Annotated in this window: 36 protein-coding genes; 29 read left to right on the top strand and 7 right to left on the bottom strand. The window is 51.4% G+C overall.

All coding sequences use genetic code 11. The features are described 5' to 3' along the window. Nucleotides 1-65 precede the first annotated feature (65 nt). The 7 genes from INF77_RS11250 to INF77_RS11220 form a co-directional block, all read right to left on the bottom strand. Nucleotides 66-1,079, bottom strand: coding sequence for a tyrosine-type recombinase/integrase (locus INF77_RS11250; RefSeq protein ID WP_193532677.1), 1,014 nt, complete (start codon nucleotides 1,077-1,079; stop codon nucleotides 66-68). Then, nucleotides 1,079-1,300 (bottom strand): DUF4224 domain-containing protein, encoded by a 222-nt coding sequence (locus tag INF77_RS11245; protein WP_032619466.1) that lies wholly within the window; start codon nucleotides 1,298-1,300, stop codon nucleotides 1,079-1,081. Before INF77_RS11245 ends, INF77_RS11250 begins: the two co-directional genes overlap by 1 nt. A 59-nt stretch (nucleotides 1,301-1,359) precedes the next feature. Further along, nucleotides 1,360-1,602, bottom strand: coding sequence for a DUF4060 family protein (locus INF77_RS11240; protein WP_193532676.1), 243 nt, complete (start codon nucleotides 1,600-1,602; stop codon nucleotides 1,360-1,362). Further along, entirely contained in the window at nucleotides 1,589-3,493 is a 1,905-nt protein-coding gene (locus tag INF77_RS11235; protein ID WP_193532675.1) for an exodeoxyribonuclease VIII, read from the bottom strand. The genes INF77_RS11240 and INF77_RS11235 overlap by 14 nt, the downstream gene beginning before the upstream one ends. Before the next feature lie 222 nt (nucleotides 3,494-3,715). Further along, nucleotides 3,716-3,988, bottom strand: a complete 273-nt coding sequence (locus tag INF77_RS11230) for a hypothetical protein (protein ID WP_193532674.1) — start codon at nucleotides 3,986-3,988, stop codon at nucleotides 3,716-3,718. Nucleotides 3,989-4,055: 67 nt separating this feature from the next. Further along, nucleotides 4,056-4,241, bottom strand: a complete 186-nt coding sequence (locus INF77_RS11225) for a hypothetical protein (RefSeq protein WP_023311187.1) — start codon at nucleotides 4,239-4,241, stop codon at nucleotides 4,056-4,058. 697 nt (nucleotides 4,242-4,938) lie between these two features. Further along, the gene (locus INF77_RS11220; RefSeq protein WP_054829616.1) at nucleotides 4,939-5,430 is read right to left on the bottom strand and encodes a helix-turn-helix domain-containing protein; all 492 of its coding nucleotides are present in this window, start codon (nucleotides 5,428-5,430) and stop codon (nucleotides 4,939-4,941) included. Nucleotides 5,431-5,502: 72 nt separating this feature from the next. Here INF77_RS11220 and INF77_RS11215 point away from each other — a divergent pair, with 72 nt between their 5' ends. The 29 genes from INF77_RS11215 to INF77_RS11080 form a co-directional block, all read left to right on the top strand. Then, on the top strand, nucleotides 5,503-5,772 hold the full coding sequence (locus tag INF77_RS11215; RefSeq protein WP_032663354.1) for a YdaS family helix-turn-helix protein: 270 nt from the start codon (nucleotides 5,503-5,505) through the stop codon (nucleotides 5,770-5,772). Next, nucleotides 5,772-6,221 carry a toxin YdaT family protein gene (locus tag INF77_RS11210; protein WP_163328797.1) on the top strand — a complete coding sequence of 150 codons (450 nt, stop codon included), beginning with the start codon at nucleotides 5,772-5,774 and terminating at the stop codon, nucleotides 6,219-6,221. The genes INF77_RS11215 and INF77_RS11210 overlap by 1 nt, the downstream gene beginning before the upstream one ends. Nucleotides 6,222-6,235: 14 nt before the next feature. After that, complete coding sequence (locus INF77_RS23465; RefSeq protein WP_193532673.1) at nucleotides 6,236-7,207, top strand: hypothetical protein; 972 nt, start codon at nucleotides 6,236-6,238, stop codon at nucleotides 7,205-7,207. 2 nt (nucleotides 7,208-7,209) lie between these two features. After that, nucleotides 7,210-7,950: an ATP-binding protein gene (locus INF77_RS11200; RefSeq protein ID WP_193532672.1), complete on the top strand. Its 741-nt coding sequence runs from the start codon at nucleotides 7,210-7,212 to the stop codon at nucleotides 7,948-7,950. A gap of 17 nt (nucleotides 7,951-7,967) precedes the next feature. Then, nucleotides 7,968-8,624 carry a DUF1627 domain-containing protein gene (locus INF77_RS11195; RefSeq protein WP_193532671.1) on the top strand — a complete coding sequence of 219 codons (657 nt, stop codon included), beginning with the start codon at nucleotides 7,968-7,970 and terminating at the stop codon, nucleotides 8,622-8,624. Further along, a complete protein-coding gene (locus tag INF77_RS11190; protein ID WP_193532670.1) occupies nucleotides 8,617-8,829 on the top strand; it encodes a hypothetical protein in 213 nt (70 codons plus the stop codon). Before INF77_RS11195 ends, INF77_RS11190 begins: the two co-directional genes overlap by 8 nt. Further along, nucleotides 8,826-9,662, top strand: a complete 837-nt coding sequence (locus tag INF77_RS11185) for a DNA adenine methylase (RefSeq protein ID WP_193532669.1) — start codon at nucleotides 8,826-8,828, stop codon at nucleotides 9,660-9,662. The genes INF77_RS11190 and INF77_RS11185 overlap by 4 nt, the downstream gene beginning before the upstream one ends. Continuing rightward, the gene (locus INF77_RS11180; RefSeq protein ID WP_193532668.1) at nucleotides 9,659-10,063 is read left to right on the top strand and encodes an ead/Ea22-like family protein; all 405 of its coding nucleotides are present in this window, start codon (nucleotides 9,659-9,661) and stop codon (nucleotides 10,061-10,063) included. Before INF77_RS11185 ends, INF77_RS11180 begins: the two co-directional genes overlap by 4 nt. Nucleotides 10,064-10,065: 2 nt before the next feature. After that, entirely contained in the window at nucleotides 10,066-10,290 is a 225-nt protein-coding gene (locus INF77_RS11175; RefSeq protein ID WP_227413988.1) for a hypothetical protein, read from the top strand. A 3-nt stretch (nucleotides 10,291-10,293) separates the two neighbouring features. Beyond that, nucleotides 10,294-10,716, top strand: coding sequence for an HNH endonuclease (locus tag INF77_RS11170; RefSeq protein ID WP_193532667.1), 423 nt, complete (start codon nucleotides 10,294-10,296; stop codon nucleotides 10,714-10,716). After that, nucleotides 10,713-11,144 (top strand): hypothetical protein, encoded by a 432-nt coding sequence (locus INF77_RS11165; protein ID WP_193532666.1) that lies wholly within the window; start codon nucleotides 10,713-10,715, stop codon nucleotides 11,142-11,144. Before INF77_RS11170 ends, INF77_RS11165 begins: the two co-directional genes overlap by 4 nt. 209 nt (nucleotides 11,145-11,353) lie before the next feature. After that, nucleotides 11,354-11,677, top strand: coding sequence for a hypothetical protein (locus tag INF77_RS11160; protein WP_023343792.1), 324 nt, complete (start codon nucleotides 11,354-11,356; stop codon nucleotides 11,675-11,677). A 184-nt stretch (nucleotides 11,678-11,861) separates the two neighbouring features. Continuing rightward, nucleotides 11,862-12,029 (top strand): hypothetical protein, encoded by a 168-nt coding sequence (locus tag INF77_RS11155; RefSeq protein WP_164879454.1) that lies wholly within the window; start codon nucleotides 11,862-11,864, stop codon nucleotides 12,027-12,029. A 139-nt stretch (nucleotides 12,030-12,168) separates the two neighbouring features. Next, nucleotides 12,169-12,465 carry a Ref family recombination enhancement nuclease gene (locus tag INF77_RS11150; RefSeq protein WP_193532665.1) on the top strand — a complete coding sequence of 99 codons (297 nt, stop codon included), beginning with the start codon at nucleotides 12,169-12,171 and terminating at the stop codon, nucleotides 12,463-12,465. After that, nucleotides 12,458-12,814: a RusA family crossover junction endodeoxyribonuclease gene (locus INF77_RS11145; RefSeq protein ID WP_193532664.1), complete on the top strand. Its 357-nt coding sequence runs from the start codon at nucleotides 12,458-12,460 to the stop codon at nucleotides 12,812-12,814. Before INF77_RS11150 ends, INF77_RS11145 begins: the two co-directional genes overlap by 8 nt. Further along, nucleotides 12,811-13,608 (top strand): antitermination protein, encoded by a 798-nt coding sequence (locus INF77_RS11140; RefSeq protein WP_193532663.1) that lies wholly within the window; start codon nucleotides 12,811-12,813, stop codon nucleotides 13,606-13,608. The genes INF77_RS11145 and INF77_RS11140 overlap by 4 nt, the downstream gene beginning before the upstream one ends. A 174-nt stretch (nucleotides 13,609-13,782) precedes the next feature. Beyond that, a complete protein-coding gene (locus INF77_RS11135) occupies nucleotides 13,783-14,379 on the top strand; it encodes a hypothetical protein (protein WP_193532662.1) in 597 nt (198 codons plus the stop codon). Nucleotides 14,380-14,474: 95 nt separating this feature from the next. Continuing rightward, nucleotides 14,475-14,879, top strand: coding sequence for a putative holin (locus INF77_RS11130; protein WP_047056281.1), 405 nt, complete (start codon nucleotides 14,475-14,477; stop codon nucleotides 14,877-14,879). Continuing rightward, on the top strand, nucleotides 14,876-15,172 hold the full coding sequence (locus tag INF77_RS11125) for a phage holin family protein (protein ID WP_081051427.1): 297 nt from the start codon (nucleotides 14,876-14,878) through the stop codon (nucleotides 15,170-15,172). The genes INF77_RS11130 and INF77_RS11125 overlap by 4 nt, the downstream gene beginning before the upstream one ends. Then, on the top strand, nucleotides 15,169-15,711 hold the full coding sequence (locus tag INF77_RS11120; RefSeq protein WP_193532661.1) for a glycoside hydrolase family 108 protein: 543 nt from the start codon (nucleotides 15,169-15,171) through the stop codon (nucleotides 15,709-15,711). The genes INF77_RS11125 and INF77_RS11120 overlap by 4 nt, the downstream gene beginning before the upstream one ends. Continuing rightward, nucleotides 15,708-15,983: a hypothetical protein gene (locus INF77_RS11115; protein WP_193532660.1), complete on the top strand. Its 276-nt coding sequence runs from the start codon at nucleotides 15,708-15,710 to the stop codon at nucleotides 15,981-15,983. Before INF77_RS11120 ends, INF77_RS11115 begins: the two co-directional genes overlap by 4 nt. After that, nucleotides 15,934-16,116, top strand: coding sequence for a hypothetical protein (locus INF77_RS23215; protein ID WP_227413989.1), 183 nt, complete (start codon nucleotides 15,934-15,936; stop codon nucleotides 16,114-16,116). The genes INF77_RS11115 and INF77_RS23215 overlap by 50 nt, the downstream gene beginning before the upstream one ends. Beyond that, nucleotides 16,113-16,313: a hypothetical protein gene (locus INF77_RS11110; RefSeq protein ID WP_163293668.1), complete on the top strand. Its 201-nt coding sequence runs from the start codon at nucleotides 16,113-16,115 to the stop codon at nucleotides 16,311-16,313. Before INF77_RS23215 ends, INF77_RS11110 begins: the two co-directional genes overlap by 4 nt. Nucleotides 16,314-16,322: 9 nt before the next feature. Next, nucleotides 16,323-16,511: a hypothetical protein gene (locus INF77_RS11105; protein WP_193532659.1), complete on the top strand. Its 189-nt coding sequence runs from the start codon at nucleotides 16,323-16,325 to the stop codon at nucleotides 16,509-16,511. Between the two features lie 184 nt (nucleotides 16,512-16,695). Then, nucleotides 16,696-17,109, top strand: a complete 414-nt coding sequence (locus INF77_RS11100; RefSeq protein WP_193532658.1) for a gas vesicle protein — start codon at nucleotides 16,696-16,698, stop codon at nucleotides 17,107-17,109. Nucleotides 17,110-17,165: 56 nt separating this feature from the next. Beyond that, entirely contained in the window at nucleotides 17,166-17,708 is a 543-nt protein-coding gene (locus tag INF77_RS11095; protein ID WP_193532657.1) for a hypothetical protein, read from the top strand. A 7-nt stretch (nucleotides 17,709-17,715) separates the two neighbouring features. Next, nucleotides 17,716-18,582 carry a hypothetical protein gene (locus INF77_RS11090; RefSeq protein ID WP_227413987.1) on the top strand — a complete coding sequence of 289 codons (867 nt, stop codon included), beginning with the start codon at nucleotides 17,716-17,718 and terminating at the stop codon, nucleotides 18,580-18,582. Further along, nucleotides 18,563-19,213, top strand: coding sequence for a methyltransferase domain-containing protein (locus tag INF77_RS11085; protein ID WP_193532656.1), 651 nt, complete (start codon nucleotides 18,563-18,565; stop codon nucleotides 19,211-19,213). The genes INF77_RS11090 and INF77_RS11085 overlap by 20 nt, the downstream gene beginning before the upstream one ends. Beyond that, the coding region (locus INF77_RS11080) for an HNH endonuclease (RefSeq protein ID WP_193543070.1) at nucleotides 19,194-19,555 on the top strand (362 nt) is incomplete at its 3' end. The genes INF77_RS11085 and INF77_RS11080, both read left to right, overlap by 20 nt.

Genomic DNA, 19,555 nt, shown 5'->3' with positions numbered 1-19,555 from the left:
CCACCGAAAGGTGGTTTTTTTGTGTCTTAAATCCATTTTCCTAACATCATTCCTAACATCATTTCTCATTTTTGACCGCCTACGACCGGGACAATTTTTATTTTGCGATCATAACGGGCCGTCTGGGTAATCGTTTTGTGGCCGGATATTTGTTGTTTTTCCTGGAGGCTTCCTTCCAAATCCGATACGCCTTTGGCCTTCAGATCGTGGAACGTAAAATCAAAAAGCATGTGAGGGTGCTTTTTCTGAGCTTCTTCTTTAGCTTGTTGCCAGCGACTGTTAAAACCATCACGTGTGTAGCGTCGACCGTTAAACTGGTGAATCAGGTAGACGCTGGAAATACCATCTTTCAGGGGGAGTGTTTTGGCAAGCTCAACAGCGGCGGCCAGGCGCTCAGACCAGGCTTTGATCTGTTTTGTTGCGGTTTTACCCTGACGAATAAAAATTCCCTCCGGGAGCAGTTGTGCTTTTTGCACTGCGAGCACATCACCCTGGCGAGCAAGGCAGAGATAAGCCAACTCCATCGCTACCTTGACGACAATCGGCGACGCTTCGTAAAGCGCATAGTATTCTTCATCGGTAACGTATCTTTCCCGTTCTTCCTCTTTGAATTGCCTAACGCCTTTACAAGGGTTCCCCTTCACCATTCCTCTTTCGTAAGCCCACCCATACACCCTGCTAAGAAACGCCTTTTCTCTGTTTGCCTGCACAGGTGCCGCAACGCCTCGCTTATCCATATACTGCCTGATATGCTGGGGTTTCACGCTATCCGGATCCATTTTTCCAAATACTGGGATCAGCTTGCGTGAGTATTTTTTATAATCTTTGCGGGTTTCATTACCTAATTTGTGATAATCAGCGCTTGCGAAAAAATCATCGATCAGACTGGACAGATTCAATTTCTCCTCAATATCTTTCAATGCAGTTTCATATTTGGCCCAAATTAATGAAATTGGAGAATCCAGAGCGCACAGGTTTATGGAGCCACCCGTTGCCGGGTGAAACTCATATTTAGATTTCCCCCGGTATACTCGCGGTGGGAGAATTGCATCAGAAGGGTTTTTGCGTTTTCCAGCCATTACATTGCATCAAAGTTTGGAGTGTTTAACTCAGTTTTTACGTCAGGCACCATGCGCAATGCGATAGGATTGTTTACATGATTCCAGGTGGTTCTCGGATAACCGTTACGGTCTTCTTTAAACCAGATCCCCGCAGACGCAAGCCATGCGCATTGTTTCTTGGGTTGCTTGTACCCGGTCAGCTTACGAATTGCATCGTTAGTCAAAATGTCATCAGTCATAACCATTACTCGCGATGACCAGCTGCAGTATCGCTTCTGCAGCTGGAGAAAGTTGAACTTTAGAAATCACCTAATTCCGCCATATGTCTTAGCTGCCGGGCTCCTGTCATGGCAGTGGCTACATAGCTGCGGGGTCTATTTACTATCTCTACCGTCACTTTCTGTTTGCCAACCATGACGGTGTAAAACGTTTGTGTGTCTCTTCGTCCATGTTCCCCGTATTTCTCATAGTGAGAGTTGAGCGCGGCGGCACATGCTGGCCCGCCGATGCTGTCTCCCTTGCTTCGGTTAATCAGACGCACAGGAGCCTTCCTGATGGTTGATCACGCCGCGGGCAAGCCCGGCGGCCATAGCCGGTAATTCCTCATACTGATTGCAATATGCCGGGTTGGAACATAAGCCCTGCAGTGCTGCAATGGTCAGCTGCTGCAGGTAGGTAAAAGACGAAAGCGGAGCGTTTGTTTCAGGTGCTGGTTCGGGCCGTGCTTTCGGCTTTGCATTAACGGCCGGTGGATCGAGCACTACAGATTTTGGTGGTGCCGGGCGGCGGTATTCAACGATCGCATCAAGGGCGATTTTCTGACGCACGCTGATATCGTCAGACCAGCTATCCAGCATGGTGGTTGCCACGTCGTGGATCTCCTCGTCGGAGAACTCAGGAGACAGGCAAAATTCTGTGGTGGTGATATCGGCCATTAGCAGCGGAATAACATCAGAAACGAGCTGGCCGGTGCATGCCACCACACCTTCTGCTTCTTCTTTCCCCATGATGTTGGTGCGTCCAGAAATAAGATCATTAAGCGCATGCAAAATCGCAAAGTCGCGATCATTTGGTGCAGGTGGTAATTCCTGTTTTTCAACCTCATTTGAGGGGGAATTATTAATCAGTGCATCAACAGAGAAGACTCCGCCGCCCAGGTTCTCCACCCGTGGTTGGTCAATCGCTTGCTCTTCTGGTGCCGGGCTCTGAGCGAATGCCTCGTTGAGTTCTTTGTTGAGTTGCGCAGCTTTGCCTGGGCAAACTGCTGGTGGCAGAGCTTCGCCCGGTACAGTCGATTCGGTTTCATCATTTTCTTTTTTCTCAACATTAGTGCGAGGTTTAGGGCGGCAGGCTATATCAACCGTTTTCTGGTCAGGGTTCGCATGGTCATGTTCAACCAGCTCGCGATTGATGTATTCACGCAAGGCAACAGGATCCATCCAAATGTCCTCCGGGGCGGATTTAATCAGGGCGATAATGGCCGCACGGGAATAATCCAGAATGCCTGGGGTGCTGCGCAGTTTTTTCCACCACGCTGTAAAACGGGTGTCCTGTTCTGCTTCGGCCATGGCTTTCGCTGGAATCATGTATTTATTCGGGATCCAGTAAATGTCGATCTCGTCGTACATGCTCAGAATGGCAACAGCCACTTCGATACGCAGCGTAGAGAGGTTATGAACCAGATCCGGGCTGCGGTCTGTCTTGTTACCACCGCCCAGTGTGGAGCCGGTGTCTGTACGGTTTTCTTCTGAGTTAGTGCTGTCAGCCAGAGGTCGCTTATCAACCGGGGTATCGATCCATTTAGCGATCTGCTTTTTGATGTCCGGCCACTGTGCAGAGTCTTTTGTATTTTCACGTATCCATGCGAGCAGTTGCTCCTGCCGTTCCGGAGCCAGCGCCAGCGCGCGGGTCTCTTTCGCCAGTGCTTCTGCAAGCTCGCGGGCAAAGCTGGGTTCATCATCATTCTTCAGATCGACGATCTGGCCGTACTGCGCTGTAGTGATTCCAGGGACCGGGCCGAACAGTGCCAGGCAAGCTGCACGGGATGCCACGTCGAGCTGCGCGACAGTTTTAATTTCTTCCACTGCCTTGTTGTCGTCCCATTCCGTCTTTTCTTCAGATTCTGGCTGTGGTGCCGCAGCTGGTTCACCTGCATTCACATTCCAGATAGCCACGGTATCGAAAAATTCAGAGGAGAAAATATCAAGTTCAGGGCAGGGTAAACCTTCACGGTGTTCCCAGATTTTCACTTTAAAATAATCATCAATATGTTCAGGGTGTTGGGCCGCCAGCTTGCCAAGAATAACAGCTTCGGCGATGGCTTTCGTAGCCGCATTCACAGCAGTAGCAAGCGGTTTTAAATCTGGGTATCTTTTCAATGCTTTATCTTTTGGGAAATAAGCACCGCCGAAAACTTTCAATTCAACAGACATAAGGACCTCGATTAATATTTTGAAAATGAATTTGAACGAATTGTTTTGCGAGTAACACGCTTAATACTTTTTAACGCGTTACGTCGATCTCTTTTTTCATTGCATTGCTCACATAAATAAATCGTGCGCTTAAAGGGGTATATGTCTGTTTTCCTTTCGTGCATTTCCGATTTTTCATATTTGTGGCAACAAACAGCGCAATGACAAATGATGTCAGTCATATCAGTTCAGATACTGGCGCTTGTGGTCGTAAAAAGACATGCCACAAGCGTTCTGCGCTTCTGCGAAGTTCACAGACAGCAAGCTAATGTGCTTAACAGCACAAACCGGACAATGAAATTCACCGAGCACGTAGCCACCGTCAAGCACAACGGTTACAGGGCCTGAGGATGGCAAATGAACCACACCTGAAATAGCACCATTAATATTAAAAGTTGCAAGGTCTTTGTTGACGATAGCCAGGTTCATTTCTACGGTTGTAATAGTTGATTTCATTTTACAGTCCTTAATTTAAGGTGTGAAAATCCCTGCCAGTTAAGGCATCGGTTTTAGGTTGGTAGAATTAAATAACTTTTAGATTATTACGCCATTCCTGATAAGGCTGGCGATGCACAACAAAATTTCTATATTTCCGTAATACTTTCCAGGCGGCATGGCATCCCGCAACATCGCGAAGAAATACTGAAGTAACGAGTTTTCCTTGTGCCCAGGCAATTTGTTGTTCCGGTGTTAATTGTGTCTTATCCATATATGAACACTCCACTATAAAACCTGATTTAAAAAGGGTGGTGTATACGTGGACCACGGGAAACGCATATACCACCAAGAACTAAACACAGCCTCATGTTGCGATTACCCACAACTGGAAGCGCACTCAATCAATTTTGACTTAACGACAAAGCTCAAATTGGTGAGGCGAGTGCGCTCTCAATTGTGGGCGATTCATCTGCCCTGGTCCGGCGGCGCCACCTCGCCAGAGCAGATGTAAAGGGCAGTTACGCTGCCATGCGGCTTATTGGTCTGTGCAGGTGTTTCAAGTCCTGCATCGCGGGGTTTGCTCTCCGCCCCAGGTTCTCCCCGCTATGCTTTAGCGCGCAACCTGAAAAAACCGCCTTCAAGCCTTTGGCTTACGCCACATTCATGAAACTGCCTGGACGAACTCGGAAAAGCTCAGTGCTTCTTCACCTTCCGCCAGACTGTTGAAATATTCTTCGTATGCTTTTTCCATCTCGACCCCCTGTTGCTGCTTTGCTCGGCTTATCACCCTTATCGCCGGGTAGGCGGAACGTTTACCTGTCGCACCTGTTGTGCTTCGATGTGTAGAGAATACAACATAAAGTAGACGTGTCAACACTAAAAGTAGAAATTTAAGAGGGGTGAACTACTTGCAGTAGTGAGGGAAGGCGTAAAAAAACCCGGCATGTGCCGGGTTATTTGGGATTTTTTTACTTCTGCGGGGTGTTTGCGTACTTCAGAAAGAAATCATAAAGCTGTTTATACCGCATTTCGAAAGCCAGTAGCATGTTCTTTGCTTCAACACTTGGGAACTGCCGATACACTCGAACCAGTCGCTTTTCGTCTTCGCTTAATTCTCTGAATTCCGCATCGTTGCCTGTGTCTGGTTCTGTCGCGGGGAAGCCCGAAAACTCAGTTTCCGGAAGCTTAGCTGGCGCGCTCTCACCTTCGCCGTAATCAAGCCAGGCCGCCTGGACATTTAGCCAGTCAGCTATCTTTTGAAGTTTCTCATCGCGTGGCTTAGCCGTGCCCAACGTATAACGACGAGCCATTTCGTATGTGACATCGCAAGCCTGGCTTAAATCCTTGACGGAACGGCGCTGTCTGCGCATTTCTTCGGTCAGCCGGTTCGCGAAATCCTGATGTTTATTCGCTTTTTCTACCATATGTAGAAGAGTAAGGCACGGCGCGTTTATAGTCATTTCTATTTTTCGTAGTTGTATTTTCTACTTTATGTAGTATATTGCAGTCATCGACTCATTCAGGAGAACACGATGACTACTTCATACAAGAACATAACGGAAAAGGCTGTCAGGTCGATTGGTTCTGTTTCGGCCGTCGCCCGCAAATTCAACTTTAAGTCCTCACAGTCAGTAGCAAACTGGATTATCCGAAACCGAGTTCCAAGCGAGCGAGTGATAAAGCTCTGTGAATTTGGCGGCTGGACTGTCACCCCACATGAGTTACGTCCTGATTTGCATCCAACCCCTACCAGTGGAATTCCTGTTCAGGATATCCCACGCGCGCAGAAGGAGTCTGACTGATGGAAATCAAAAAGCTTGCATGCGAGCTGGAGTCCTGGGCCCAGGAAAAGGGCTGGAAGACAGTCACGCAGCTGATAACCCCTCATCATTTTGGCGATCTGCTTCAGCCACTGGATAACGTGACGGACCCTGACGAGTACGCGCGGCGCTTGCACAACAACAAGCAGATTATTCAGCGTGCGTTCCGCAACGATACGCCTAATTACCTGAAACAGGCGGAAGCGCTGAGCTATGCCATCCGTACCGCCATTGATAACGAGCTGGCGCAGAAGGACTGCATGCACTACAGGGCAGCCAGGGTTAACAAAGAGTGCATCGAAGCCACCAATGCGGTCTTCACCGGCAAACCGCAACCGGTAATCAGGCGAGAGACTCTGGAAGCGATCGATGCGCTGGCTCAGCTGGCTGGCGTGAAAGTCCAGATCATGAACTGTCATCGCGCGGCATAAGGGTCAGTGAAGCCATGAATCCATCTGACATCATTCGCGGGTTCGGTCGTCCGGTTGCGTATTACCCGGCGCTGGCCGAACACCTGGGCGGCGTAAGTGCCACCGTTCTGTTTTGCCAGATGACCTACTGGATGGACAAGCTCACCTCCGATCTGGGTGTGCATAAAACTTCAGAGGAAATCCAGGCGGAAACCGGGCTGAGCTACGAAGAGCAACTGACTGCACGAAAAAAGCTGAAACGCCTTGGGGTCTTGGTAGAAACCCACAAGCGGCTTGAGCATCGGATTTACTTCAAAGTTAATTTTGAGCGCGTGGATCAGGTACTAACGCAAGTCGTTGATAACAAACCAAATGGGCAAAACCCATTTCGGGAACAAGGGAAAGCCCAATCCGGTAACAAGGGAATACCTTGTTCGGGAACTGGGGAAAGCCCAGCCCGCGGAGACGGCAAAGCCCATTTCGATCCTACAGAGATTACTACAGAGACTACTACAGAGAATAAAAACACTTCTTGTCCGGACGCTTCGCTGTCGGACGAACAGCTGACCAAAGAGGCGTTTTTAAATCGTCATCCAGAGGCTGTGGTTGCCCATGCAGGAAAACGGCAGTGGGGAAGCAAGGAAGATCTGACCTGCGCTCAGTGGATGTGGAGCCGCATCATCAAGCTTTATGAAAAAGCCGCTGAGACAGACGGGGAACTGGTGCGCCCTAAAGAGCCTAACTGGGCAGCATGGTCCAACGAAATCCGGTTGATGTGTGCCGTTGACGGCAGGACGCATAAGCAAATTTGCGAAATGTTTTCGCGTGTACAGCGTGATCCGTTCTGGTGCCGGAACGTGATGTCGCCATCAAAACTGCGCGAAAAATGGGATGACCTGGTTCTTCGCCTACCGTCGCCGGGAGCGGCGCAACACCAGGCTGGTGGTCGGGATATTAATCACATTTCCCGCCCGGATAACACTGTACCGCCAGGATTCAGGGGGTAAGCATGCAAAACGCAGGTTCGATTCTCGATCGCCTTCGCCGTGTGATTCCGGCAGGCATTGAACCCAAATTCAAAAGCGCAGCTGAGCTGATGGCCTGGCAGCGCGAAGAAGGGCAAAAGCGCGCAGCGGAGATCGACAAGATCAACCAGCAGGCGCGGGCAGAGAAAATTTTCGGGCGATCCGGAATCCAGAACCTGCACCGCAGCTGCAGCTTCGCGAACTACACGGTGGAGGGCGAAGGCCAGCGGCATGCTCTGAGTATGGCAAAGAGCTATGCGCAAAATTTTGGTACCGGGTTTGCCAGTTTCGTTTTCACCGGAAAGCCTGGTACCGGGAAAAACCACCTCTCAGCGGCGATCGGAAATTATCTGCTGAAACAGGGCCGAACGGTTCTGATTGTGACGGTGCCGGATCTGACCCTGCGCGCCCGGGCCTGCTACGACGAAGGGCAGTCTGAAGCCGCGTTGCTGGACGACCTCTGCAAAGTGGATCTGCTGGTGCTCGACGAAGTCGGCATTCAGCGCGATAGCCGCGGCGAGAAAGTTTTATTGAACCAGATTATCGATCGCCGGCTGGCCGCTATGCGCCCCGTTGGCGTACTGACCAACCTGAATTACGACGCGCTGGTAGAGACCCTGGGGGCAAGGGTTATCGATCGCCTGCGCATGGATAACGGCATTTGGGTGAACTTTGACTGGGAGAGCTATCGCGGAAACGTTAGCCACCTGAGACCTGTTAAGTGAATTTTGAGGAGAAAATTATGGAATCAGTAATTGACGCATTGAAAGCAATGGAAAAAGCGACCTATCACGATGTAGCTGCCCGCCTCGATATCGAACCCGTAGAGGCCCTGAAAATGCTCCGCGAGCTGAAAGAAGAGGGGTTGTGCGATTTCTTCGATGGGTCATGGTCAGTTGTTACCGGGAAGGAGCAAAAGCCGAAGCGTATCAGACCCAAGCAGCAGTCGCCGCTGGTTGAGAGGGTGCTGTCAGCAATGCAGGGCCAGGGGGCTATGAGCGCCAACCAGATCGCAGAAAATCTGGGTAAAGGTTCGCGAGCCCTGAATGCTTCGCTGGGTGCGATGTGCAAGGACGGTCTGGTCCTGCGCCATGTTGACGGTAAAAACATCACCTGGAGCCTGGTGGGTGAACCGGCAATAAAGCCAGAGCAGCAGGAGCCAGCACCAGAGGTTAACGAGAAAGCAGCGGCGCCAGTTTGCAAATCCACCGCCGAAATTATTCAGGATATCCCGGCTTTCGCCAGCCGTCCGGATGACCTGATTATTCCTTCATCGCGCTATATCTCGACCGAAATCCGCCGCACGAAAGCGAAGCTGGCTAACCTGCAGCGTCTGCAGGGGGCCGTTCGCGAGCTGCGCCGCCACAAGAATCTGCTGGAGGGGCTGGGGAATGACTGATTTACCTAACTGCCCGAACTGTGGGTTGAAACCGGCCATGAAATTACGCAGCCGCGGCATAAACTGGGGCTCCGCAGAAATTCGTTGTTCAAATGGCTGCCCTGATATGCGTGCCGGATTTTCGTACCCGCCCGATCATGAGGCTGAGGCACGTAAAGAGCTGCGCGAGAAATGGAAAAAACTGGTGGAGGAGAAAGCCCAATGAGTGCCAGCATCAAACACCCGGCAATCCGCTACCACGGCGGCAAATTCCGCCTTGCACCGTGGATTATCAGCCATTTTCCGGAGCATCGTTGCTTTGTTGAGCCGTTCGGCGGCGCGGCATCGGTGTTGCTGCGCAAGGAACCAAGCGAAGCTGAGGTCTATAACGATCTCGACGGCGACGTGGTGAACCTGTTTCGCGTTCTGCGTGACCCGGTTGCCAGCCGTTCACTCATCGACGCGTGCGCATTAACGCCATATTCCAGAACTGAATTTCAGTGCGCTTACGCACCTACCAGCGACCCGATTGAACAGGCACGCCGTCTAATCGTCCGAGCGACGATGGGATTCGGCAGCGCTGGGGCAACGAAGGGAACTACTGGTTTCCGACTCGATACCAAACGCAACAGCAGCACCGCGCAGCGAGTTTGGGCGCGGCAGCCGGATAACCTGACTGCAGTTGCCAGCCGGTTCGCTGGTGTGCTCGTGGAAAACCGCCCGGCAATACAGTGTATGCAGGATCACGATACGCCGACCACACTCCACTTTGTTGATCCGCCGTACGTCCATGACACCCGGTCAGGTTCAACAAAAAAAAGCGCGTATCGGTTCGAAATGACGAATGCCGAGCATCTTGAGTTACTCGAAGCTCTGAAGGATCTGCAGGGGATGGTCATCGTTTGCGGCTATGACAGCGAACTTTACAACGAAGCACTGGTGGGCTGGCAGCGCGTCACGCGCACCACGGCGGCTAATGGTCACGCAGGATCAGTGCAGCGCACCGAGTGTCTTTGGATTAACCAGGCAGCCCAGAAGAAACAGGAGCGTGCGGCATGAGCAACATCGACAAACAGGCGCTGCGCAAGTTAGCCGTGGATGCAAAAGAATTGGCGATCATCAAGCGGTACACAAAAGGTATCGAGGCGCAGAAGAAATTTATCGCTGAAATGACTCCCTCCACCGTGCTGGCGCTGCTTGATGAGCTGGAAGCCGCAGAGAAGCGGGTTGCTGATCTGGAGGCGAAAAAAGTAGAAATTAAATTGCCTGAGTCATTCTATCCGGACGGCGATATCGAATGCCCTTTAGTTATCAATGAATACCAGATTATTGAGGCTATTGTTGCAGCAGACTGCAAGCCGATCGCAGTCTGCCCACGATGTAAATGTGAGCTTGATTTATCCCACAAGCATGACGGGGCGCATTATTGCCACGCGGCTGGCACCGGTAAAGGAGAGTGAGCATGGCTATTGCAGAACGAATTGGTATCGGCCCGCATGGCGACACCTACGAAATTCATCTGGGGGCAAACTGTTACCACTACCGAACTGACGGCAGGGCTAACTTGATGAAAGAAGGCATGAACCATGCCTATCCGTGCCGAGTAACGAGCGAAACGATTAAGTACGCCCTTGCGGCAATAGTTGAGCTTCAGCAGAAATTATCCGCCGCTGGCGTCAAGGACTAACCCATGAGCACAATTAGCAAAAAGCAGCGTGCAGAGTTACGCATGAAGTTCGGAGGTCGGTGCGCTTACTGTGGGTGCGATTTGCCGGAAAAGGGATGGCACGCTGACCATGTCGAGGCGGCATTGCGTAAGTGGAAATTCGGCGAGCGACAGGCTGACGGAACCAGACGCACCGTCGCAACAGGAGAGTTCTGGCGCCCGGAGAATGACGCTATCGAAAACCTATTCCCTGCCTGCGCTCCATGCAATCTGTTTAAAGCGACATTTACCGTTGAAGCATTCCGTGAACAGGTGGCGGCACAGGCGGATCGTGCGCGAGCATACAGCGTAAATTTCCGAACGGCGGAGCGTTTCGGGCTGGTTGAGATAGTCGAAAAGCCAGTTATTTTCTGGTTTGAGCGGTATCAGGAAGGAGCGACAGTATGAGCATTATTACCACAGAACGCCTGACAAAAATCCTCTCTGAAACCCAGGCGGTAATTAGCGAATGTAACGCGCGTGGTGTTCATGGTTCCGTAGAGGTGAATGCTCGGCTGTTTGAAAATGTGTTGATGGAGTTATTGCGACACCGAGCCGCCGTGCTTCAGGGAGCCGAACCTTCCAAAATGAGTGGCATCATGCCTGACTACGAAGGTGGTACTCTGACTCAGCGTGAATTATTCCGGGCAGGGTGGGAAGCTCATCATAGAGCAATGCTGCAGTCAGGCGCTCCGGTGCAGTTTGGATGGTCAAAAGGGCATTTCGGCTACAGCGCTCTTTTCAACGCAATATCTAAGGCGGTTAGCATTCAAGGTGCCGCATTGTCAATTTCGGTGAGTGCGTTCGAAGATGCAATGCTAGCAGCAGCACCGTAGCGGGAGGTGAAAACATGTACCTGATGGAACTGATATCAGGAGCCGTCTGGCTGGTGGTTTTAATCGTGCTGGTGGGGCTGGCTTTGAGAAGAATTGATTATTGATTAAGCACTTACCCGCTTCGGCGGGTTTTTTGTGCCCAAAATCTTGACCCTCGTTTTTTTGGTGTTACTGTATAAATATACAGTTAATTATCAGGGGTGGTTATCATGGGTTTTCCATCACCAGCAGCAGACTACGCAGAACAGACGCTCACTATCACCAGCCTTTGCGGCTATGACGGTAACTGCCGAACCATCGAAACATCGGCCGGGTACGCGATCATAAACGTCGCCAGAAAGCCGGAAGTGGGTGATACCGTCCTGGTTTCGTTCTGCGGCAGTCTGGATTTCGCAAAAGTGCAGGGGAAAGCTCTGATAACTCAGGATGGAGAGGCTATTGAGGGTGATGCGCTGGATGATGCAACCGTCATGGGGGTAGTAACGCACCTTCTGAACCGTGTGACAGATACCGACAATCGGCCAGTGATTTAGCAGACCGTACAAGATTCCTGTGCTTAAAGAGCAGATCGGTTACACAGACCAATTACGGCTAATTGGTCTTTCTAACCTATTAGGCGTTCGCGAGAAGGGCTGCTTCAGAAACGTTCAGTGCGCAGGGAGAAAAGGGCCGACCCCGGCGTTTCGGGGATGACTGAATTGAATAGGATTTTGCGTTATGAATGAGCAAGAATTAATAGCTGCCGTTCGCCCCGCTGGACGTTATGAGGTAGTGACCAATGACGATGGTTCTTTTATCGTGATACCTATCCCGCTAGAAGCAATACTGATTACCCGCGAATCTCTCCTGCAACATGCTGAGCGCTTCCGCAACCCTGACAACTGATTTATAATAATCAAGCTGGTCTGAACAACCAGCGCCTGTCGCACCATCACCGGAGAAAAGTGATGGCGCAAAGAACCACCTCGAATTACTCACACCGCCCGTCTATGCGCGGTGTTTCTGCTTATGCTGGTGGTCCAGCATGAAGAAAGCAGATAGCCTCCATCTTTCGCGTGTGGCCGCACTGGGCTGCATCGTGTGCAGAAACCAGAACCTGGGCGAAACGCCTGCGGAAATCCACCACATCCGAACCGGACAGGGCACAAGCCAGCGCGCTGACCATCGAAAATCAATTCCCCTGTGCCATATGCATCATCGCAACGGCGGTTATGGTGTTGCGATTCATGCTGGCCGCCGTGCGTGGGAAATGAAGCACGGCACTGAAACAGAACTGCTGGTGCAGGTGCTCTATCTGCTGGGTGAGGGCACCGATGCCTAAATACATCATTACCCCAGCCGGAAAACCCCGCATGACCCGCCGTGATAAATGGAAGCAGCGCCCGCCGGTGATGCGCTATCGCATGTTTTGCGATGAAGCCCGCCTGCATGGAATCAGGGTGCCGGAGAACGGCGCCCATATCACCTTCGTTTTGCCGATGCCCCAGAGCTGGAGCAAGAAAAAGCGCGCGTCTATGGACGGCCAGCCACACCAGCAAAAGCCCGATCTGGACAACTTAACAAAATCTCTGTTGGACGCCTTGTTTGAGGATGACTCCCACATTTGGGACGCCCGGACATCAAAAATATGGGGCGAAACCGGAATGATAATTATCGAGGAAATAAAATGAAGCTGGAAAGTTTACCGAAGTATTTCTCACCAAAATCGATGTTACCCGGTGCCGTTCCCTGCGGTAAAACTGCTGACACTCTGACAATTACAGATGTAATGGCTTCGCTTGGCCTGCTTACATCAAAAGCTGCGGTTGGTATTGAGCTTTATCTGGCGAAAGCCGGGGTTATGACGTCGGATAATATCATCGCCTACATCCATCAGTTGGCTCTGCAACGAGCAGAACGACACGCACCATTGCGTAAAATGTCAGAAGAGGATAGGGGGGCATTCCTCAAGACGCTGGCAAATTACGTTTTCCGCGATTATTCGCTGAGTGCGGCCAGCCTAATCACGTGCAGCAGCTGCGCCGGAGAGAAGTTCATAACGGCAGAGGTATTCACGAATAAAGTTACTTATCCGGACGGCAAGCCACCAAAATGGGTTAGAGACACGAAAGGCATATCACCTTCAGACTGGGAGGTGTGGAAAGAGGTACGTGAACAAGTTCGTATTGTGTGTAAGACCTGCACCGGAAAAGGGCATGTTAAAAACGAGTGCCGTTGTCGAGGTCGCGGTGAGGTATTGGATAAGAAGAAAACAGAGCTGCAGGGTGTACCGGTCTATAAAAAATGCCCGCGCTGCTCCGGTAGAGGATATCCACGCCTGAAAGATACCGAGGTATTTAAAGCCTTGGGAGTCACTGAATCCACGTGGCGCCGCAACTATAAACTCTTCTTTGATCGTCTGGTTGAGTACTGCTACATAGAGGAATCATTTGCTGAAAGAGTGCTCGGCCAGGTAACACATTAACAGGTAGGGCCAAACCCGCCTGAGGGTACGTTGAATTTCGGGGGGTTGCAAAACTGGCGGAAAATGGTTAATCTCTTTCCAACGCTGGGTTATTACGCCCATGACGTTACAAAATTCTAAACCTCGCTTCGGCGAGGTTTTTTGCTATGATGCCTACGCAACCAAGGAGGCTTCATGGATTGGCAAGGTGTACCTTTCACATATGAAAAATCAACTGGTGTGTTCACGCTGGCTATAGAAAAGCTCCCGCCAATTGAAATTAATTCTGCTTTCCCTATCGAAACCCTGATCACTGCCATCGCAGGTGTATTGGCAGCTGCAATTACAGGCTGGGTCGCATATCGAGCGATTGAACAGAACTTTGCACTGGCAAGATTGCAAACTCAGTTAAATGCCAATAAAGAATTGGCACAGCTAATCAGAACCGCAGGCGCGGAAGTAGTGACGGATGTAATAATGTTAGCTACAACGTTTGAGCAATGGCATTTGATAGGTAAAAAGGATGTTTCATTGTTGTCTAAAGGAATTTTTCCCGATGAGATACAGACACCAATGAAATCAGCTGAGATTAGTAAAAATAAATTCCTCCTATTGATTAGTCCCGATGAACAAGGTTGTAAGCTTGTTGGTCTAACAGCAAACTTACAGCAGGCTTTGACGAAGTGTTTTTTAAAGGGATACTTTACGCCTGAAGAAAAAAAGGAATTCGTAGATGCTCAAAACGCTTTTATATTTGGATGCCACGAATATATCAATCTAAGGTTATCGTAAAAAATTATCATACCAATCAAGGCTGCCAACTGGCGGCCTTTTTTATTTCCCCTCAATTTTTTCTGAGAGGATCCACAGCAATAAGAGGGGGCTAAATGTCCGCAGAACCAATAACTGCAACGGTAACGGCGGGCGTGGCTGCTGGTACAACCGGAATTACCTTCGCCACGCTTTTTCCAGAGGCTACGCCAGCAGTGATGGTCTGCTCCCTCGCAGGGGCAGCGCTGTATATCCTCAGCTCTGAAGACCACAAAATCTGGAAGCAGATTCTTTTTGCGCTCATTTCGTTTATCGGTGGCATTTACTGTGCCGGTACTGCTTCAGAAATTATCGCCGCCCTTATCAACGCCGGACTGAATCAGCTTAGCCCGCCAGTCACTATCAAGGTATCGCCCGCGATTGGCGCGCTGGCGGCTTCAACGGTTTCCGTGACAATTCTGCTGCGCATTCTTGCCCGCTCAAAAACAGGCAATCTGCCCGGCGTGAAGGGGGAAGAATGACGTGGCTAATGCAGAACTTTCCATGGCTGCTGCTTCACCTTAACGCACTGGCCTGCATCATGATTTCTTTTCGCCTGATGTTCTTCCGAAAGCGCAGTATGCGCCGCCGCAGAATAATGGAGCTTCTGGCCTATGGGCTGATTCTGGCTCCTGCGTACACGGCTTTCCGCATCTGGCACGGCGATTATGTGCAGGTCGATTACGGTGAAATCCTCATTAACGTTGTTGTCTGCGTGGCTGTCTGGCGTGCGGGCGGCAATATCGCTCGTATTACGGGAGAGAGCACAACGTGACCAAAGACGAAATATTTAATGCCATCCTCGGCAAAGAGGGCGGGTATGTTAATCACCCCGACGACAAAGGCGGCCCAACAAACTGGGGGATCACGCAAGCGGTAGCTCGCGCCCACGGTTATAACGGTGATATGCGTAACCTTACCCGCCAGCAGGCGCTGGATATCCTGACGGCTGACTACTGGACAGGGCCACGTTTCGACCTTGTTTCTGAGGTATCACCAGCCATTGCCGCCGAACTGTGCGATACCGGCGTAAACATGGGCCCCTCGGTTCAAACCAAATGGTTCCAGCGCTGGCTGAACGTGTTCAACATTCAGGGCACGCTCTATCCCGATCTGATTGCAGATGGTTTTATCGGTCCGCGAACTATCAGCGCGTTAAAAAGCTATCTTGCCCGGCGAGGGAAAGAGGGTGAGCTGGTTATGCTTCGGGCCCTGAATTGTAGCCAGGGTCAGCGTTATCTCGAACTGGCGGAACAGCGCAGCGCGAATGAGACGTTTGTTTATGGCTGGGTAAAGGAGCGGGTGGTTATATGACACTTGAGATGATCGCCGGACTCGTTGTAGCTGTGTTTGCTGCTATCGCCGCCGCGTTTGGCCTGGGCCATTCACGCGGCACCAGCAAAGCGGAAGCGAAAGCCGACCAGCAGCGCACCGAAGATAACGCAGCGGCAACGGTCGCAGCAGCAGAACGCCGGGTAGAGACAACGAAAGAGGCCAGCAATGTCCAGCAGACTGTTAATCACATGCCTGATGACGATGTTGATCGCGAGCTGCGCGAAAACTTCACCCGCCCCGGTAGTAGTTGATACGGGCTGCCTGTGGACCCGGATTATCTATCTGACAAACCACGATATTGACGTCCTGGACAAGCAGACCAAGCGCGATATCTTGGCGCATAACAAAGCGTGGCAGGCGAACTGCCAGAAGGCAAACCCATGAGTTACACGCGATGCACCTTTTGCGGCTCGGGCTTACACACCCGCGAGAACTGCCCGCATACATGGAGCGGCAACGCTCGCCGGGTAAATCTGCGCTGTAGTTACTGCGGCGCGACTGGTCATAATTCTTCCGCCTGCCCGCATAACGCCAGCAGTGCGAACCGTCGTCGTCTGAATGACGATTTCTATCTGGACTGAGGATAAAAAATGCCATCTCCAATCATGAAGTATTTCGCGTATCAGCATCTCCCGTCTCACCTGCAAGAAGTGAGTAAGCCAATCGGTGATCTCGCGGCACTGATGGATGAAACCCTGCCAGATAGCGCGGAAAAGTCAGCAGGCTTACGCAAGCTGCTTGAAGCCAAAGATGCACTGGTTCGAGCTAAGCTCGGCTAGCCATTACAAAGCTCACCGGCTGGTGGGCTTGATAATGGTTATCCCTATTGACAGATAAGCTCATGAAGAAACCAAACTTGATCGCTAACTTATTGCTTCGGTCAAAAGAGTGATAAAAGACAAGTGCCGTAAGATCTAATACGCTTTAGAATAGGAATGCTGTCACTACTTATGGGGATATAACATGGAACAACAGATGAGTCAGGAAGTCATTAGTAGATCAATTTATGACCAAGATTTAGGGTATTTAGCAAATCTGGTCGAGAAGCTAAATATTGATATTGGCGTCACCTTGGTTGTTAAAGGGCTTTTGATCTCAGGTATGCTCGTGTCAGGTAAAAAGTATTACACAGAGGTAAGTGAGCATCTGCAATCCTCTGGAGTGGCTGCCAAAGCCATTTCCCAATACTTTACTGAAAAGGCAGATAATTTTGGTGTTGTAAAACAAGAAGATGCAGAGCTTAACTTCCTGAACCTCATCAACATTTCATTCCTTAAAGGCGATGGTTTGATGGGAGACATGAAAGGTGCTCGTCTTCGTCTTAAGATCGAAGAGGTTGACGGTTACATTTTAGGAAATCCTAAAAACGACCGCTGATATATAAACCGCCTCGACAGGCGGTTTTTTCTTGTTTCATGTTTCCCCCTATATCCATGAATAAAACTTTCATTTGTGTCGCCAGCGGCCCGTCGCTGACTTCAGATGACTGCGCTTATGCCAGCAATTCCAGCCTGCCAGTTATCACTGTGAACAGTTCGTGGTTCGCCATTCCGGCATGCCAGCATATTTACGCAGCAGACTGCTGCTGGTGGGAAGAAAACGGGGCAGGGATAAGATCCCAGGCGACCCGTTGGTGCGGTGATGAGTTCACGGCCAGGCGTTTCGGTATTAACTGGCTACCGTCTGCAATCCCCGGTTCGTTTAATTCAGGTCAGCGTGCAATTGAGCTGGCAATCCACCTTGGTGCCAGCCGCGTTCTGTTGCTGGGCTATGACTGCTCAATACGTAACGGCACCCACTGGCACGGCAACCACGCTCTGCTGTCCAACCCTGACAAATTCAGCGTAGCGCGCTGGCAGGATGAATTTTCTCGCCTCCGTGCTGTTGCTGGGGGTATCGAGATAATTAACTGCTCCCGCTTTACGCGGCTTACCTGCTTTCCCCGACAGTCCCTCGAGACTGCACTTTCTCTGTAGGAAATTTATGAAAAGACGAAAGGTCTGCATCCGCGGGATGTACGGGCTTGGTGACTCTATTTACCAGCGGGCGTTTGTACGCCAGTTCCCCGGCGCGTATCTGCGAACACCATGGCCGGAGCTTTATTGCGATCTCGATGTAAATTTTGTTCGGTCAAATACTTCACTCAGGACGCAGCGGAAAAACGAAGAGCAAACGGGAGTGGAGTTTGTGCAGGAGCCGTCGCGGCCGTCGGAGATTCTGACAATTTTTTATGGTCCCGACGAGCTGAGCAAGGGCTCCATCATCGATGCGATGACCTGGCAGTTCGGCAAGATAGCCAGCGTGTTTGATCTGCCCTCATTCGGTGAATCGCCGGTGCAGGTTGATAAGCCTGTTGCAGTCATCCGTCCGGCGACCGTTCGCAAAGAGTGGGCGAATCCGGCGCGAAATCCTGACCCCAAATACCTGGCAGATGCCGCACGTGAGCTACGTAAACATTTTTACGTTGTGAGCCTGGCTGACCTAGAAGAGGGGGAAGAGTGGCTGGTGGGAGAGCATCCGGAGGCCGATCTCTATCTGCATAAAGGCGAGCTGTCACTGACGGAAATGCTGGCGCTGGTGGAACATGCCGCCGTCGTGGTTTCTGGTGTTGGCTGGGCGCTGCCCGCGGCCATTTGCTACAAAACGCCGGTATTCATCGTTCAGGGTGGATGCGGTGCGCACAATGCCCCCCACATCGTTACCGATCCAGAAATGGATCTTTCCCGCGTTGGTTGGGCGCAGCCCGATGATTACTGCATGTGCGGGAGCATGCAACACGACTGCAGTAAGCTAATTTCTGGTTTCCTCGATAACTTCAAAGGCTGGCTACATGACATTGTTCTCAAATGAAATGCAAAACGGCCTTGTCTGGCTGCCCGAGCTGGGCATAGGACGGTTCCCGGTACCACCCGAACGACCATACGATGCCAGTTATTTTGCGAAGTATCGACAGATGGCCCAGACCAACATGGGAATTCAGCTGAATGCAGCGCGCATCCAGCTGGTGGCCCGCCACCATCAGGGGAAAGTGCTTGATGTGGGGATAGGTTCCGGGCAGTTCGTGGAGACGCGGCCGGAGACATGGGGCTATGACGTGAACCCGGAAGGGATAGCCTGGCTTAAGGCTGGTGGCCGTTGGGCGAACCTTTACGACCCGTATTTTCCTGATGGTGATTTCCCCGCCCTGACGTTCTGGGATTCGCTGGAACATATCGACGATCCAGAAGCAGCTGTTGCCCGCGCCGGTCAGTGGGTGTTTGTGTCGCTGCCGGTCTTTAAAAATTCAGAACACATCCTGACATCCCGCCATTACCGCAAGGATGAGCACATCTGGTATTTCACCGACGAAGGCATCCGCCGCTGGTTTGCCGCGCAGGGTTTTGTCTGCGCTGAGCACAACACCATTGAGAGCATGCTGGGGCGTGACGGCATCAGCAGCTATGCATTCCGGAGAGTTTGCCATGCCACCGAGAACGCCTAAAGCGTGTCGCAAACGTGGCTGCAGGCAGACCACAACGGACCGCAGCGGCTACTGCGACGAGCACAGGGGCGAAGGCTGGCGGCGATACAAGCCGGGACAGACACGGCAACAGCGCGGCTATGGACCATCTTGGGACAGGACACGTCTCCGTGTGCTGAAAAGAGACAAGGGATTATGCCAGGCTTGCTTGCGCCGTGGCGCAATAACCGAAGCAACCTGTGTTGACCATGTGCGCCCTCTGGCGCACGGAGGCGACGACAGCGACGCCAACCTTGAAAGCCTGTGCACCCCATGTCACAGCGCGAAGACGGCGCGAGAGCGGCTCTCAGGCGGGCGGGGGGG

The sequence above is a fragment of the Enterobacter cloacae complex sp. P1B genome, from assembly GCF_014982345.1.
Lineage (GTDB): Bacteria > Pseudomonadota > Gammaproteobacteria > Enterobacterales > Enterobacteriaceae > Enterobacter > Enterobacter bugandensis.
Note: the sequence above shows the minus strand (reverse complement) of the source record. Positions and strands in the feature narration are given on the sequence as shown.

What these genes read in the sequence shown, in the direction of transcription:
- INF77_RS11250 (WP_193532677.1), bottom strand. Translation starts at nt 1,079, where the DNA reads ATGGCTGGAAAACGCAAAAACCCTTCTGATGCAATTCTCCCACCGCGA.
- INF77_RS11245 (WP_032619466.1), bottom strand. Translation starts at nt 1,300, where the DNA reads ATGACTGATGACATTTTGACTAACGATGCAATTCGTAAGCTGACCGGG.
- INF77_RS11235 (WP_193532675.1), bottom strand. Translation starts at nt 3,493, where the DNA reads ATGTCTGTTGAATTGAAAGTTTTCGGCGGTGCTTATTTCCCAAAAGAT.
- INF77_RS11230 (WP_193532674.1), bottom strand. Translation starts at nt 3,988, where the DNA reads ATGAAATCAACTATTACAACCGTAGAAATGAACCTGGCTATCGTCAAC.
- INF77_RS11225 (WP_023311187.1), bottom strand. Translation starts at nt 4,241, where the DNA reads ATGGATAAGACACAATTAACACCGGAACAACAAATTGCCTGGGCACAA.
- INF77_RS11220 (WP_054829616.1), bottom strand. Translation starts at nt 5,430, where the DNA reads ATGACTATAAACGCGCCGTGCCTTACTCTTCTACATATGGTAGAAAAA.
- INF77_RS11215 (WP_032663354.1), top strand. Translation starts at nt 5,503, where the DNA reads ATGACTACTTCATACAAGAACATAACGGAAAAGGCTGTCAGGTCGATT.
- INF77_RS11210 (WP_163328797.1), top strand. Translation starts at nt 5,772, where the DNA reads ATGGAAATCAAAAAGCTTGCATGCGAGCTGGAGTCCTGGGCCCAGGAA.
- INF77_RS23465 (WP_193532673.1), top strand. Translation starts at nt 6,236, where the DNA reads ATGAATCCATCTGACATCATTCGCGGGTTCGGTCGTCCGGTTGCGTAT.
- INF77_RS11200 (WP_193532672.1), top strand. Translation starts at nt 7,210, where the DNA reads ATGCAAAACGCAGGTTCGATTCTCGATCGCCTTCGCCGTGTGATTCCG.
- INF77_RS11195 (WP_193532671.1), top strand. Translation starts at nt 7,968, where the DNA reads ATGGAATCAGTAATTGACGCATTGAAAGCAATGGAAAAAGCGACCTAT.
- INF77_RS11190 (WP_193532670.1), top strand. Translation starts at nt 8,617, where the DNA reads ATGACTGATTTACCTAACTGCCCGAACTGTGGGTTGAAACCGGCCATG.
- INF77_RS11185 (WP_193532669.1), top strand. Translation starts at nt 8,826, where the DNA reads ATGAGTGCCAGCATCAAACACCCGGCAATCCGCTACCACGGCGGCAAA.
- INF77_RS11180 (WP_193532668.1), top strand. Translation starts at nt 9,659, where the DNA reads ATGAGCAACATCGACAAACAGGCGCTGCGCAAGTTAGCCGTGGATGCA.
- INF77_RS11175 (WP_227413988.1), top strand. Translation starts at nt 10,066, where the DNA reads ATGGCTATTGCAGAACGAATTGGTATCGGCCCGCATGGCGACACCTAC.
- INF77_RS11170 (WP_193532667.1), top strand. Translation starts at nt 10,294, where the DNA reads ATGAGCACAATTAGCAAAAAGCAGCGTGCAGAGTTACGCATGAAGTTC.
- INF77_RS11165 (WP_193532666.1), top strand. Translation starts at nt 10,713, where the DNA reads ATGAGCATTATTACCACAGAACGCCTGACAAAAATCCTCTCTGAAACC.
- INF77_RS11160 (WP_023343792.1), top strand. Translation starts at nt 11,354, where the DNA reads ATGGGTTTTCCATCACCAGCAGCAGACTACGCAGAACAGACGCTCACT.
- INF77_RS11155 (WP_164879454.1), top strand. Translation starts at nt 11,862, where the DNA reads ATGAATGAGCAAGAATTAATAGCTGCCGTTCGCCCCGCTGGACGTTAT.
- INF77_RS11150 (WP_193532665.1), top strand. Translation starts at nt 12,169, where the DNA reads ATGAAGAAAGCAGATAGCCTCCATCTTTCGCGTGTGGCCGCACTGGGC.
- INF77_RS11145 (WP_193532664.1), top strand. Translation starts at nt 12,458, where the DNA reads ATGCCTAAATACATCATTACCCCAGCCGGAAAACCCCGCATGACCCGC.
- INF77_RS11140 (WP_193532663.1), top strand. Translation starts at nt 12,811, where the DNA reads ATGAAGCTGGAAAGTTTACCGAAGTATTTCTCACCAAAATCGATGTTA.
- INF77_RS11135 (WP_193532662.1), top strand. Translation starts at nt 13,783, where the DNA reads ATGGATTGGCAAGGTGTACCTTTCACATATGAAAAATCAACTGGTGTG.
- INF77_RS11130 (WP_047056281.1), top strand. Translation starts at nt 14,475, where the DNA reads ATGTCCGCAGAACCAATAACTGCAACGGTAACGGCGGGCGTGGCTGCT.
- INF77_RS11125 (WP_081051427.1), top strand. Translation starts at nt 14,876, where the DNA reads ATGACGTGGCTAATGCAGAACTTTCCATGGCTGCTGCTTCACCTTAAC.
- INF77_RS11115 (WP_193532660.1), top strand. Translation starts at nt 15,708, where the DNA reads ATGACACTTGAGATGATCGCCGGACTCGTTGTAGCTGTGTTTGCTGCT.
- INF77_RS23215 (WP_227413989.1), top strand. Translation starts at nt 15,934, where the DNA reads ATGTTGATCGCGAGCTGCGCGAAAACTTCACCCGCCCCGGTAGTAGTT.
- INF77_RS11110 (WP_163293668.1), top strand. Translation starts at nt 16,113, where the DNA reads ATGAGTTACACGCGATGCACCTTTTGCGGCTCGGGCTTACACACCCGC.
- INF77_RS11105 (WP_193532659.1), top strand. Translation starts at nt 16,323, where the DNA reads ATGCCATCTCCAATCATGAAGTATTTCGCGTATCAGCATCTCCCGTCT.
- INF77_RS11100 (WP_193532658.1), top strand. Translation starts at nt 16,696, where the DNA reads ATGGAACAACAGATGAGTCAGGAAGTCATTAGTAGATCAATTTATGAC.
- INF77_RS11095 (WP_193532657.1), top strand. Translation starts at nt 17,166, where the DNA reads ATGAATAAAACTTTCATTTGTGTCGCCAGCGGCCCGTCGCTGACTTCA.
- INF77_RS11090 (WP_227413987.1), top strand. Translation starts at nt 17,716, where the DNA reads ATGAAAAGACGAAAGGTCTGCATCCGCGGGATGTACGGGCTTGGTGAC.
- INF77_RS11085 (WP_193532656.1), top strand. Translation starts at nt 18,563, where the DNA reads ATGACATTGTTCTCAAATGAAATGCAAAACGGCCTTGTCTGGCTGCCC.